Origin of the sequence: Arcicella aurantiaca (genome assembly GCF_003148625.1) — a bacterium.
GTDB lineage: Bacteria > Bacteroidota > Bacteroidia > Cytophagales > Spirosomataceae > Arcicella > Arcicella aurantiaca.
In genome coordinates, this window is record NZ_QGGO01000010.1 from 77899 (window position 1) to 91834 (window position 13936).

The following is a 13936-nucleotide window of genomic DNA, read 5'->3' on the forward strand; positions in this document are numbered from 1 at the left end:
AAATTTCTCCAAATATAATACCCATTTGTTTGATTTGAACTTTCGCAAGCCTTATGTTTGTTGTGAAATTAATACATAATCTTTAAGTTAATGCAAGTAGAATTAGTAAGAGTTGACGATGCCTTTCACTTTGAGGCACAAGGAATGTCGGGCGTACCCGTACACATAGATGCTGCCGAAAATATTGGCGGACACAACGCTGGCTCTCGCCCAATGGAATTATTATTGATGGGTTTGGGTGGTTGCACGGCTATTGACGTGATTTTGATTATGAAAAAGCAACGTCAAGTAATTGAAGATTTAAAAATCTCAGTTTCTGGAGAACGTGAAAAAATAGAAGGAACAGAAATGACACCTTTCCGTAAAATCAATGTTCATTTTAAATTTAAAGGGAATATTTCGGAAGATAAAGCAAAGAAAGCTATTGAAATGTCGATGGAAAAATATTGTTCTGCAACGGCACAATTGAGCCCTTCGGCAGAAATTACGCATAGTTTTGAGATAAATGCTTAATTGTTTCGGAACTATAAATGGTTTGTCACAAGACAAACGATAGACCACAGATGAAACGGATTGTACTGATTTTCGCTGATTTTTCTTTATTTTATCTGACTGACCCAGACTGTGCGTCACAGACTGTGTGTCCCAGTGTAAATCTGTAAAATCTGTTCAATCTGTGGTCTAATTTTGTCTGCGTCAAATAGTTGATAGTTCCGAATTGTTTTAACGCAGTCAAGGTTTGAACCCTGACTGCGTTATATCTTTCACTCCCCAGAAAATGGCATAGAAATCGTTACAGATGTGCCTTTGTCGGTATATAAATTGATTGTTCCGTTTAGATAATTCACCCTTGAACGGATATTTGTCCAGCCATTACTATCCGTTTTTACTTCTTCTTCGTCAAAACCAATTCCATCGTCTTCAACGGTTAAAGTAATATTGTTATCTTCTGAAAATATCACTTGAATTAATATTTCGGTGGCTTGAGCGTGTTTTAGAGAATTTGCCAATAACTCTTGAATGATGCGATAAACCATCAAACTTTTCTTATTTTCTATCTCAAATGGTTCTCCAAAATATTGAAAAATAATGGCAGGTTCGGTACTATTTTGCTTAAAAACAAGGTCTTGCACGGCTCTAATCAAACCAAAATTACTCAAAGTATTCGGTTGTAAATTGCCTGAAATATTTCTTACCTCCGCACAGGCTTCGTCAATCATTTGGGTTATTTTTTCTTGGGGTAATCCTCTTCCTGCCAAAATTTTCATGCGTGAAAGCATCGTTCCTAAGCCGTCGTGTAATTCTTGGGCAACTCTCACTCTTTCAGATTCCTGCCCATTAATTAAAGCGTTGAGTGTTTCGATATGCAAGTTTTTATCAATTTGGATAGCTCTTAATCGGCTCAATCTGCGGCGGTTGATAAAAATATAAGTGAATAATAATAAAAATAAGAGCGTCAGGATAATGGTAACGATGTATAATTGTTGTCTCGACCGTAATTTATCTAATTCTATTTCTGCCAATTTCTTTTCAAGGGCAATTTTAGAAATAATGATTTTCTGATTTTCCAATAATCGGTATTCGTTAAAAGAACGAACGTCACTTTCTATTTTCGAGAAATAAATGGTTTCTAAAGTCTGTTTTGTTTTGATTGCGTAAGCGTAAGCCTGTGTATAATTCTTTTTCTGATAATAGTAGTAGTGAAGATTGTCATAAACAGATTCTCGAAGCTGAATAAGGTTGACATTATTTTCGGTTACTTTTAAACTTGCTTCCAAATAAAGCATCATTTCGTCGTACCGCTCTAATCCTTCCAAACATTTAGCGATGAAATACAAAGAAAGTGCTTCGAGCCAATCAATTTTTAGATGTTGAGCTACTTCTAAACTGATTTTTGCATGAGTCATTGCTTTTGCATATTGCTTTTGCCGAGCATATAAATCTGAATAAGAAGAATGTAAACGTCCTCGAAAAGCTTCATCATGAATTTTGGTATTTAAGAACTCTACACGTCGCAACATTTGGTCAGCCATTGCATAATTTTCGTTGTGAATATTAATGTTAGCTAAATTGATTAAATGCCCGATTTCATTACTGTACTTCTTCTTTTTACGAAAATACTTAACCGCACTTTGGATATATTCCTGAGCATATTGTTTAATAAAGGGTCTATCCATGAAATATGAACCAATCGCCCCACGAACATCATAGAAATTGGAAGAATCCTTTATTGCTCCAAAACACTCCATACTTTTCCTAAAATTAGTTAGTGGAGAAGTATTCATTCCATTGGCTCTTTCTTGATTTTTGGCATACGCCCAATAGGTAAATGCTAAGCCCAAAGTATCCCGTTTAGACTCATATTTTTTTATCAAATTGTCTAATTGTACTTGGGTATATACCGCATCAATATTGGGATAATTAGTATTTTGGGCGGTAACACTTGAAAATTGGAGTAATACCAAAATTACTGTTAACTTCGTGGCATATTTAAAGCAATCCATTATTTTATACAATTTTTTATAGAAAAATAACCATTCAAATGATACGTATTTTATTAGTTGATGACCATAAAATATTTACAGAAGGTGTAACTTCTTTGATGTTGCAGGAACTTGACTTTGAGGTAGTTGGTGAGTGCCAAAATGCCATTCAAGTTAAAGAAACGCTACGTTCAAAAAAGGTAGATGTGGTTTTATTGGATATAAATTTGGGTAAAGATAGCGGTTTAGACCTTTGTAAATATATCACTGAAAATTTCCCTTTCGTGAAAATATTGGCAATGTCGATGTACAATGATGAAAGTTTTATTACCAAAATGATGAAGAATGGAGCTTTGGGCTATATTCTCAAAAATACAGGTGCTGAAGAACTTTTAAAGGCTATCAGAACTGTTAATTCTGGTAAAAATTATCAAAGTGCTGAGGTTATGGATATTATTATGAAAGGCATGACTCGACAAAAACAACAAGAGAAAAATCTCTATCAAATTCGTTTTACTCGTCGAGAAAAAGAGGTTTTAGAATTAATTGCTCTTGGCAAAACAACCCGAGAAATGGCTCAAGATTTATTCATCAGTGAAAAAACCGTAGAAACGCATCGGAGCAATTTATTATCAAAATTTGAGGTAAAAAATGTAGTAAGTTTATTAAAAATGGCAATGGAGTACGGTTATGTGAAATAGAATTGGTAACACAGACTTTAGTCTGTTGATAAAGTGAACAGACTAAAGTCTGTGTTACTAAAACTACTTCTTATCAATCATTACAAAAACACTTCCCCAAGCAGGAACGGTTACTTTTATTCCGTTGGTGGTTGAAGCCGACAAAGCTTTGAGCGTTGTATAGTCTGACGGGCCACCAGCCACACCTTTAGGACCAAAGTTATTGACTAATACTTTTCTTGAAAACTCGCCATTATCACTTCCTCCTGCTAAACTATACCAATAAAAACGATTTCCTACATTAAAATTCTTTGTTTTTACTTCTATTGTCTGTGCATTTGGTGATGGATTCAGAATGGTAACATTCATTTCACCCGATGAATAAGTTGAAGCATAGGTTGTCATCGGGGCTAATGCTCCACTTGTTCCATTTATCGTTGCAGAAACCATTCTATCGCCAAGACATTTTTGGAAATAATACATATAATAAAATGACGGTCTTGGATTCCATTTTGGGTCATCGGCACTTCCACCGTCGCTAAAAAGTCCGTGGTCGTTTCCATCGTCCCAACCATTCAGAAAATCCCAACGAGCCGCCAAACCGTATTTGTTTTTGATAGCTTCTCCTTGTACAGTTACCGCAAAAAGTCCGCTAATATTAGAAACCTGTTGTTTTGAGCCTTTTGCCCACATATTCCATTCTGAGAAGGCAATTGGCTTCAATTCTGCTCCGTTACTGGTGATTTCATTACTCACAAAATTCATCATTTGAGCGGGAACAGTTAATGCCGAATTGATAATTACTGATGCCGATGAGTTTTGGTCGTAAGGCGTAATGTAATTGTGAACCACATAATAATCAGCTTTATTATTCAACTCAGGAATCATCGTAGCATTCCAAGTTTTAGTTGTATTGTTTTGCCAAGATTGCGTTTGTGCTTCTTGGGTAACAGCTCCAATTTTAATCTTCACTCCTACTTCAGTGGCTGCTTTTCTCATTGAATCGGCAAAAACTTTGAAATGTTTGGCATATAGTCCACCCGTCAAAAACTCAGGTTGCCCATCTTGATTTTTAGAAACATCAATTCTATAACCTGCTTCCCAATCGGCATAATTTTCATTGCCAATTTCCCAATATTCTGTTCTTCCTTTATCGAAACGAACCCAATCAGCGGCAAGATGTGCGGCAGTTGCCACAGGGTTTTTACTTGTGCCATATCTTGCAAAACTATAATTGATAGCAATAACGCCTTTGTTATTACTCTTTTGTAGCATATCATAATAATTACTTAGAGAGGCACGCCAATTGTCGGTTGTCTGTCCGTAGCCAAACCACGCATCAAATAGTTTTCCATCTTTATCCATATATTTATCAGGAATGCCCCAATCTTTCATGTATTGTGCAGGCGGAGTTTGTCGGCTTTTATTGTTAGGGTCTTGCACAGGATTTGCATTCCAGAAATAACCATTGCTACCACTCCCTGCTGGCCACCGAATTACGTTTGGTTTGAGATTGGTAATATCCGTCATAAAACTGGCTTGGTCAAAAAATGTTCCCATCCAAGTATTAGCATTATGTCCGAAAATTTGATTCGGGATTTTGGTAACAATTGCAGAAGCATCAACCGTAACAGTATTTACAGCACTTGTTGGAATAGAACTTTCTGTGTAAGATGGGGTAGTAAATGTTTTTGCTTGCCAATTATCCAAAAAGAAACCAACTGTTGACGCAATTTTAGGCTCAACGGCTGGAGTTATCACAATGACAGAATCTTTTGGAGCAACAATAACACCGTTATCAGTAGTCTTTGAACAAGAATATAAAGGAAAACCCAGTATGGCAATACCAAGCAAATGGAACATTAAAAACTTAGTAAATCGAATCATTTTTTAGTTTTGAGGATTGTTATAAATTTTGGAAGAATTAATATTACAAAATTCAGTTATTTTCAATCCTCATTCATCAGGGAAAACCCTTGATTTGCAAGATATTAGTTGTGAAATAGTTTAGTTGTGAAATAGTTTAATTGTGAGTTAGTGAATTGTGAGTTGTGAAATAGTTTAATTGTGAATTAGTGAATTGTGAGTTGTGAAATAGTTTAATTGTGAGTTGTGAATAATAGTTCACCAATCACTAAATCACAATTCACCAATCACTAAATCACAACTAATTACATTATTCAAACTTACTTTTAACTGTGATGCCTGTCCAATCATCTGTGCGGAAAGGACAAGCAGGGAAACCTTCCGTATTGAATAAATTGGCGTCAATCGGAGAATCTGCCCAAGCGTAACGCACAGAAATTGGCTTTACTCCTTTTGGATGATATACAATTACTTTATCGCCCGAAATTTCAGCTTTCGCATAATGAAATACCTTATCTTCTCCTGCAATTTCAAAACCTTTCAAGTAGCCAAATTTATCGTGTACTTCTAAACCTTTCCCAATTAATTTAAAAGAAATGATGGCTTTATTATCTTCAAATTTCACCGATTCATACATCGGAGAACTGTACGTAACATCTTGTTTATAATTGAATTTCAGGGCATTGCTTGCTAATCGATGAGCAACATCTTGTTTATTTATTGGGTGAATATCACTCGGATTGCCAACGTCAGTAGTTACTGCCATTCCAGTATTTGGCAAACTTAATGTCATAGTTTGGGCTTCTCGAAGTTCCGCCCAATTACTCCCTTGGTTGCTATTTTGATAAGGGCCATAAGATGATAATTGGACGAAATAAAACGAGAAATTATCATTCCATTTTTTACGCCAATCTTCAATCATTAAAGGAAACGTTTGACGATATTGAAAGGCACGTCCTGCATTGGTTTCTCCCTGATACCACAAAGCACCGTTGATAGCAAATGGGACAATCGGAGCAATCATGGCATTATAAATGGTTGTTCCTGTGTTGTTGCTTGAATGAACGTATTCATGTTTTTCGGCAAAAGAAGGCATCAATTTCCAGTCGTTGGCAATACTAATTTTCTGATTTTGCGAACTTACAAAAAGGTCATTTTCAGAACCTTGCAAACCCAGCCCGAACCACGGTAAACTAACAAGATTTCCAAATTTTACCATAATTTGGTTTGCACCTACTTTCCAAATATTAGCTGGTACAGTAATCTTACGAACGCCTTTTAAAATTCCCGCAGAAACTAATTTTCCGTTGATGTAAACTTCATTGAAACTATCATTTTCTGATAAAGAAAGCGTGGTACTTTGCCCAATCATTTCGGCAGGAATTTCGATTTTTCGAGCCATAAACCCTTGTCCTCTAAATGCCCAAATACCTTTCCAGTCCCACTGTCCCATCGGACTACCGCCATTATGCCATTTAGCAATATCATAATTTGCGTCCAAATACTTTTTCTCATCTTCCAAAGTAGGGTTTAGCACACTTCCAAAAATTTGTTTTTGCAATTTTTGGTCATGAAGTTTATCTGCTCCTTCCCAAGTATCGGGTAAATTTTGAGCATAATTTTTCAGCTCTTCGTTGGTCAACATTCCTTCTTTGCTAATCCAGCCTTCTACCTGTGAACCTCCCCAAGAAGAATGTAAAATACCAATGGGTACATTCATTTTTTGATAAATTTCACGAGCAAAGAAAAATCCGATTGCCGTAAAATCTCCCACCGTTTCTTCCGAAGCCATTTTCCATTCACCTGCTTTCAAATCTGTTTGCGGTAAAATTGTCACTTCATGTTCAACCTTAAAATGGCGAATTTGTGGAAAATTGGCATTTTTCTTTTCTACGGAAAAATTATTTGCTTGTGCTACTGTCCATTCCATATTTGATTGTCCAGAACAAAGCCAAACTTCACCAATCAAAATATCTGAAATTGTTGTAACATTATTTGCCGTTTTTGCCACCATCGTATAAGCTCCTCCGCCTGCTTCTAAGGGATTAAAAACGACTTGCCATTTTCCAGAAATATCAGTTTGCGAGCTAAGTGTTTGTTTGCCCAAAGTAACCGTTACTTTTTCATTAGGTTTTGCCCATCCCCAAACAGGAATTGGCTTTTTTTGTTGAAGTACAACATGGTCAGAAAAAATACGTGCAAAACGAACTTGCCCAAAAGAATTAATCCCGATAAACAATAAGATTATGGTTAATAAACGTTGCATAGTTTTGAGAATATGAAAGGTTAAATTTTGAATGGTAAACTTAAATTTAATACTAAATAAAACTATCCTCGATTAGAAGGTTTACATTTTATTCACTTTAGTAATCGTCATTATCAGGCATGATTTTTGACCTTCAAACGATGAAATAAAACCATTATATTCACGTTATCAAAGACTTAAATACAGTGACCATTTAAGAATTATGATTTACGATTGCATACATTTAAACATCAAAAACATGAAAAAAGTAATTTTAGGTTTATCATTATTGGCTTTTGTGGCTAATGTTTCTTTAGCAACTGACAAAGACAAAAATAAGAAGTGTGAAAAAACAGAAGTAGGTTGTTGCAAAAAAGGCGAAAAGGCTTCTAAATGCTGTGCAGATACTGAAAAACAAGCGGTAACTGGAAAAAGTACCGCTAAAAAAGTGGTAAAAAAAGCAGCTTAGTTAAAGTATTAATGCTACTTTGGCACTCTTGAAAAACCGTAGGCTTGTCCCATCTTTTAGCCCCGAAATTCATTTCGGGGCTAAAAGATGGGGCAAGTCTCTTAAACTGCCTCCACCGAAACCCACATATTGAGTAGTTCCATTTCTCCAAATTGCGTTGAAAAAGCCACATCATTGGCATCTCTACCATACGCTAAAACAACTCTATTTCCTTTTAGTGAGCTTTGCGTTGCATCAAATGTGTACCATTGGTCTCCAATGTATGCTTCAAACCAAGCGTGTAAATCCATCGGTTTTAAGTCGTACAAATAACCTACAACCATACGTGCAGGAATACTCAAGCATCTACACAAAGCCATACATAAATGTGAGAAATCTCGGCAAACGCCAATTTTACTCTGACTAATATCAAAAGCTGAAGTTGAAGAACAACTATGTCCGTATTCGTAGCGAATATTTTTACGCACCCATTGGCAAATGGCATCTACTTGCGAATATCCCATGGTTATATTCTGAGTAATTTCTACGGCAAGGTTGAACAATTTATCAACCTCACAATATCTGCTTGCTAACAGATAAATTAATACGTCAGCAGGGAGGTTTTCTACGGGAACATAATCGGCAGCAAAATTTATATCGAGATTATCTTGGGCTTCCACAACAGAAGATGTACTGATTGAAATACTGCCAACAGGACAAACAAGTCTTTGGCACAAATTCCCATATACGTCTTTATATTCAGAAATGGGTAATTTTGGAGTAATGGTATAGTTTTCTTCTATTACTTGCTGTCCTGAACTATTTTGAGGACGAAGTATCAAAATTAGAGGTACATTTTCTTTGGATTCATAATCGAGCTGACAAGCTACTTTTAACTTCATTTGTGTTAGGGAATATCGTATATGTAAAGATAACCTTTTTGAACGATAGAAGTTTGTAAAATTTCATAATAAGTAGGGTTTGGGGCTTAGGGCTTAGTATTTAGTGTTGGAACTCGCTATTAACCAAGCTATTCTATATAACCTAATTTTACACCATTGTTTAATTCTACTTTGACACTCTTGAAAAAAACCGTAGGCTTGACAAATCTTGTAGCCCGAAATTCATTTCGAAGCTACAAAATCTACCGAGCCTACGGCTTTTTAGGGCAGGTTTTAACGTGCCAAAGTAGAATTAAGAACAAGGACGATTTAAGAATTACGATTTACGATTGTCATGAATTTGATTATCAATTATTTATTAACTAAGTAATGGTACTTTATTTTGTCCCATTACTTAGTTCATCTCAAATTATTCTTTCCATAATTTAATCAAACTATTTTTTTCATCATTGCCAACTCTTAAAAAGTACATTCCTGATGAGATTTTATCTAAAGAAATCGTTTTAATCTGGCTATCCATTGTTTCTGACAAATAACGTCTTCCAGCAATATCTGTCAAATTCAATTCATAAGTTTTGCCTGTAAAATTACGTAACCGTATTGTTATTTCATTTTTTGTAGGATTTGGGAAGACTTCCAGCCAAGTTTCTAATTCATTTTGAGTATTTAAAATTTGAATTGATTTAGACAAATTAGGAATCCCATAGCCAAATTTGTTATCAGGATTATCGTATTGACTACCTGATTTTCTTGCTTTATCAATCACTTCAATAGCTGTGAGATTGGGATATGCTTGCCAATAACAAGCCAACATTCCACAAAGAATTGGAGAAGAAAAAGACGTTCCTGATGAAGTAGTAACCGAACTCGTTGGAGCAACAACGGCAACACTCTGTCCCATTGCCATCAAATCGGGCTTAATTCGTTTATCCGTCGGAATACCCAAAGAACTAAACGAAGCTAAGGTTTTTGTAGCCGTAACTGCACCAACCGCAATAACAGAATCTGCATCGGCAGGTGTTCCAATATATTTCCAAGCACCATTTCCTTCATTCCCTGCACTAATTACACAGACAATTCCGACTGCCGCAGCCCAGTCTGCCGCACGAGCCGCAATGGTTTTATTTCCGTTTAAATCAGCATAAGTATGGTCGGTTTTGGCATCGTCAAAAGTGGTATAACCCAATGAAGAATTGATTAAATCTACCCCAACGCTATCGGCATATTCTGCTGCAAAAAGCCAATTGGCTTCTTCTATAATATATTCTGAAGGAGCATCTTCAGAACGCAATAGCAAATAAGACGCTTTCGGAGCAGAACCAATCATGCTTCCTTCTGTATAAGCTCCCATACACGACAATACTGCCGTTCCATGTCCATCATCTTCATAGACTGAGGTTTCTTTCTTGACAAAATCATACGTTCCAACAATTCTTTTTTCATCAAAAATTGCCTTTAAAGCAGGTATATTATTGGCATTATTGAAGCCTGCATCTAAAACTCCAATCATCATTCCTTGACCTTGTAAACCTAAATCGTGTATGGTATTAACCCCAATCATTTCATTTTGAGTTTTGGCTAAACCATAATTAAAAGCCTCTGTTTCTAAGGCTTCAAACTTAGATTTTTGTCTTCCAGTCCGAGTTCGTGGGTCGTCAATTGTCCCATTTATTTCTAATCCTTTTACAAATGAAAGTTTGAGAATATTAGTCAAATTTGCCTCAGTGGTTTGCACTAAAGCGGCATTCATCCAACGAGATGTAAACCAAATTTTTCCACCTGCTTTCGTTATCTCAGTGAGATACGATGGATTTACAGGTAAATCACGAGTATTTACGGCTATTTTTTGCTTTATTCTACGGTTTACCGAACGCTGAGAAAGAAACTCTAATGGTTTTGAAACTGAATAAGGAGAATTATTTTTATCCTTAAATGTAATCAAATATTTCCCCTGAGCGGAACAGTTGGCAGTGAACAGTGAACAGTAAACAGTAAACAGTAAATAACACACAGACCCTAAAACCTTATTCCGAATCCATTTCTGTGTGGCAGTGAACAGTGAACAGTAAACAGTAAACAGTAAATAACACACAGACCCTAAAACCTTATTACGAATCCATTTCTGTGTGGCAGTGAACAGTGAACAGTAAACAGTAAACAGTAAATAACACACAGACCCTAAAACCTTATTCCGAATCCATTTCTGTGTGGCAGTGAACAGTGAACAGTAAACAGTAAACAGTAAATAACACACAGACCCTAAAACCTTATTCCGAATCCATTTCTGAATTATACCTAAATAATAACCGATAACCAATAACCAATAACCAATAACCGATAACTGATAACTGTTTACTGATAACTGTTTACTGATAACTGATAACTGACTACTCTTTTCCATAGCTTTTAATTTTTAGTATATATTTCATTCCAAAATCTATTTTCCCTTTTCCGAGACAATCTACTGTATTACAATAAGATACAAACGTCTTTTCTTGATAAACTAATCCAATACCTTCTGCATAAATTTCCATTCTACGTTTCAAATCAACTAATGTAGAATCATTTTGTTGAATGACGCTTAGGGTTTTAGCAAAATTTTGTCCATTTATTTGAAAAGGCTGATTTACCTTTTTCATTTCATAAAAATCATTTCCCAAAGAATTATAGAGATTCCCATTCCATTTAACGCCTTCCTTTATTGGGAAAATCATTTTTACGTAAGTTACATTATTTTCTGTTTTCAGTGCTTTATCAACTTCTTTTTTAGCCGTAAAAATCGAATCAATTGTCCATTTTTGCGTCTCATTTTCTCGACGATAACGTTCAATTCTTAAAGTCTCTTTATTATCAGAATCTTGAAAAAAGGAAGCATTCACTTCTTTAAATTGATAGTTTTTAACTTTTGGGGTTTCTGTCAATGAATATTGAATTTCTTGAACATCATACACAATGAATGTTCCAAGTATTGGATAGAAAAACGACGTTCCTGTTTGTGGAGGTTGCACACAACCGCAATCTAATTCTTGACACGACCACAAACTAATGAGCATGAAAACAAAATGGGTAAAAACTGCAATAGCTTTTACCCACTTTGTTTTCAGATTCATGAAATATTTATTTTTCACTGCTGAATTCATTTTCAATATTGATTAATTTGCCGACGGTACTAACCATGCTTTTTGCAGGGTTAGTTGTTCTTCCGTTGGGTTTTCTGCCGCACTTAAAATATTTTTTTCTTCTACTTCTGGGATAAATAATTTACCTGTAAGCTTCACTTCTACTTTTTTATCACCCTCTTTACGTAGCACTACATAATTTACATCATCGCCTTCTTTTGCATTTGCCATAAACTCACTACGAGTTGTTCTGAAAGACGTTAAATCTAATTTCTGACCGTTCAAACTTACAAATTCATCGCCTGCTTTAAGTCCCAATTTCTTTCCTAATTCATCAATTCCATCTTCATCAATGATGAAAACGCCTTTTGTTTCTGGACTAATTCCTAAATTATAAACAGAAAAACCTAATGTCTTTTCTTTCTTTTTACGGCTTTTCAAATAGTCAATTCCTACACTTTTAAGGGTTTCTTGAATTGGCAATGGCTCTTTTCCTTCTACATATTTGGCAAAGAATTGACGAATTTCTGGGTATTTCGTAACCTCCGTAATTTTATCGAATAACTCATCATCATTGAATGATTTTTCTTTACCATAATATTTTGACAAATCACGCATTAGGTTCTGTGTTCCGTATTTTCCACCTGACAATTGGCGTAATTTTACGTCCAAACACAAACCAATTAACGCCCCTTTTTCATATACATTTTGGTATTGGTCTTTGTATTTTTCCAAGACATCAGCAGACATTACTGTAAACGGAACATCATCTTTATAACGGTCATTCATGTTGCTAATCTTTGATTTTAACATATTCAAATACATTGGCAAATCAATCAAATTATACTTCATCTGCATGTGACCCGCTGCGTATTCGGTCATTCCTTCGTACATCCAAAGGTGTTTTGACATTTTTGGTTTGTTAAAATCAAACTCTCCAATCTCAACCGAGTGGATACTTAAAGGCGTAACAATATGGAAAAATTCATGTGAACAAACGTCTTTCACGGTCTGAGAAAGTTCGTCAGACGAAGCTTCTGGCAAATAATAAAAAGATGAATATGAATGTTCTAATGCTCCATAGCTACCGTTTTTCAAATTATCAGAAAGCACAATCACGAAAGCATATTTCTTGATTGGCAAAGCACCTCCTAAATATTCTTTTTGAGCTTCCAAAAGTGTTTTTACGTTAGCTGCAATTTCGGCTGAAGTTGCTTTTTTGTTTGGAGAAAACACAGAAATTAAAATATCAGCACCACCTACTTTCAAAATAGTAGTATCTGGTTTGCAGTACATGATTGGAGCATCAACCAAATCATTGTAATTTGGAACAATGAATGTATCAGTTTTGGGATTTGTCTTAGCAGCAGTTAAAGAAGTTGCTCCATAAAAACCCGTTGGTTTTGTAAAAGTCACCTCATAAGTCTGACGTTTCATATCATCAAAATAGCCAATAAAACCGTGCGTATTGATGGCAAACAATTTGTTTTCTTCAATATCAGTTCCAGCAGGTTCAAACACATATTCTCCTGCAATTTCTGGAGAATCCCAAGTATCATCTACTAAATAAGTAACTTTATTTAAGCTTTTAGCTCCTTTAATTTTGTAGCTATTTTTATCTAACTTTTCTACTGAAAGAGCTTTCCCTGAGGCATCAAAAGCTTTGAAATCAGACACATAACGTCCAAAATCATAGTTTGCATACGTTCCGGGAACAATCTTTGGCATATTATAAACCACTTCTTCCTTCAACATTTTAGGCGTAATTAACGACACTTCCAATTTATCATTTTGGACTTTAGTTAAATCAATAAAAAACTGATAGTTGGTAGTTTGAGAGACTTTCTGACCGAAAGTATTTAGGCATATAAACAGTGCCGAAAGCGTTAAAAATTGAAATTTCATTCTATAATATGAGTTGTTGAAAATTAATAATGCAAGATAATAATCTTTGATGGGATATTAACGTAGAAATTGAGTGAAAGGTATATTTTTGGGGGGAGTTTATGAGGAGGTGAGGATTTGAGGAGGTGAGGATTTGAGGAGGTGAGGATTTTTGAGGAGGTGAAGATTTGAGGAGGTGAAGATTTGGGGAGGTGAGGATTTTTGAGGAGGTGAAGATTTAAGGAGGTGAGTTTATGAGTTCATGAGGAAGTAGTTTAAGCAACCTCACTCAAATCCTCAAAATCAAAT

The 13936-nt window shown here is 35.4% G+C and carries 10 protein-coding genes; 3 read left to right on the forward strand and 7 right to left on the reverse strand.

Annotated elements, in window-relative coordinates; all coding sequences use genetic code 11:
• Positions 1 to 90 precede the first annotated feature (90 nt).
• Positions 91 to 513, forward strand: a complete 423-nt coding sequence (locus LV89_RS11065) for an OsmC family protein (RefSeq protein ID WP_109742958.1) — start codon at positions 91 to 93, stop codon at positions 511 to 513.
• Positions 514 to 764: 251 nt separating this feature from the next.
• On the opposite strand, the gene LV89_RS11070 is transcribed toward LV89_RS11065, so the two are convergent.
• A complete protein-coding gene (locus LV89_RS11070; RefSeq protein WP_109742959.1) occupies positions 765 to 2504 on the reverse strand; it encodes a tetratricopeptide repeat-containing sensor histidine kinase in 1740 nt (579 codons plus the stop codon).
• Between the two features lie 38 nt (positions 2505 to 2542).
• Between LV89_RS11070 and LV89_RS11075 the strand changes: the two genes are divergently transcribed.
• The gene (locus LV89_RS11075; RefSeq protein ID WP_109742960.1) at positions 2543 to 3184 is read left to right on the forward strand and encodes a response regulator; all 642 of its coding nucleotides are present in this window, start codon (positions 2543 to 2545) and stop codon (positions 3182 to 3184) included.
• A gap of 63 nt (positions 3185 to 3247) precedes the next feature.
• On the opposite strand, the gene LV89_RS11080 is transcribed toward LV89_RS11075, so the two are convergent.
• Together LV89_RS11080 and LV89_RS11085 are read right to left on the reverse strand one after the other, a co-directional pair.
• Positions 3248 to 5050 carry an alpha-L-arabinofuranosidase gene (locus LV89_RS11080; protein WP_109742961.1) on the reverse strand — a complete coding sequence of 601 codons (1803 nt, stop codon included), beginning with the start codon at positions 5048 to 5050 and terminating at the stop codon, positions 3248 to 3250.
• A 289-nt stretch (positions 5051 to 5339) separates the two neighbouring features.
• Positions 5340 to 7295 carry a sialate O-acetylesterase gene (locus LV89_RS11085; RefSeq protein WP_109742962.1) on the reverse strand — a complete coding sequence of 652 codons (1956 nt, stop codon included), beginning with the start codon at positions 7293 to 7295 and terminating at the stop codon, positions 5340 to 5342.
• A gap of 238 nt (positions 7296 to 7533) precedes the next feature.
• Here LV89_RS11085 and LV89_RS11090 point away from each other — a divergent pair, with 238 nt between their 5' ends.
• Entirely contained in the window at positions 7534 to 7743 is a 210-nt protein-coding gene (locus LV89_RS11090; RefSeq protein WP_109742963.1) for a hypothetical protein, read from the forward strand.
• Between the two features lie 101 nt (positions 7744 to 7844).
• Here LV89_RS11090 and LV89_RS11095 read toward each other — a convergent pair whose 3' ends face one another.
• From LV89_RS11095 to LV89_RS11110, 4 genes are all read right to left on the reverse strand, one after another.
• Complete coding sequence (locus tag LV89_RS11095) at positions 7845 to 8624, reverse strand: transglutaminase domain-containing protein (RefSeq protein ID WP_109742964.1); 780 nt, start codon at positions 8622 to 8624, stop codon at positions 7845 to 7847.
• 409 nt (positions 8625 to 9033) lie between these two features.
• Complete coding sequence (locus LV89_RS11100; protein WP_109742965.1) at positions 9034 to 11025, reverse strand: S8/S53 family peptidase; 1992 nt, start codon at positions 11023 to 11025, stop codon at positions 9034 to 9036.
• Entirely contained in the window at positions 11012 to 11734 is a 723-nt protein-coding gene (locus LV89_RS11105; RefSeq protein WP_146199141.1) for a hypothetical protein, read from the reverse strand. The genes LV89_RS11100 and LV89_RS11105 overlap by 14 nt, the downstream gene beginning before the upstream one ends.
• Before the next feature lie 42 nt (positions 11735 to 11776).
• The gene (locus LV89_RS11110) at positions 11777 to 13648 is read right to left on the reverse strand and encodes a M61 family metallopeptidase (RefSeq protein ID WP_109742967.1); all 1872 of its coding nucleotides are present in this window, start codon (positions 13646 to 13648) and stop codon (positions 11777 to 11779) included.
• Positions 13649 to 13936: the final 288 nt, after the last annotated feature.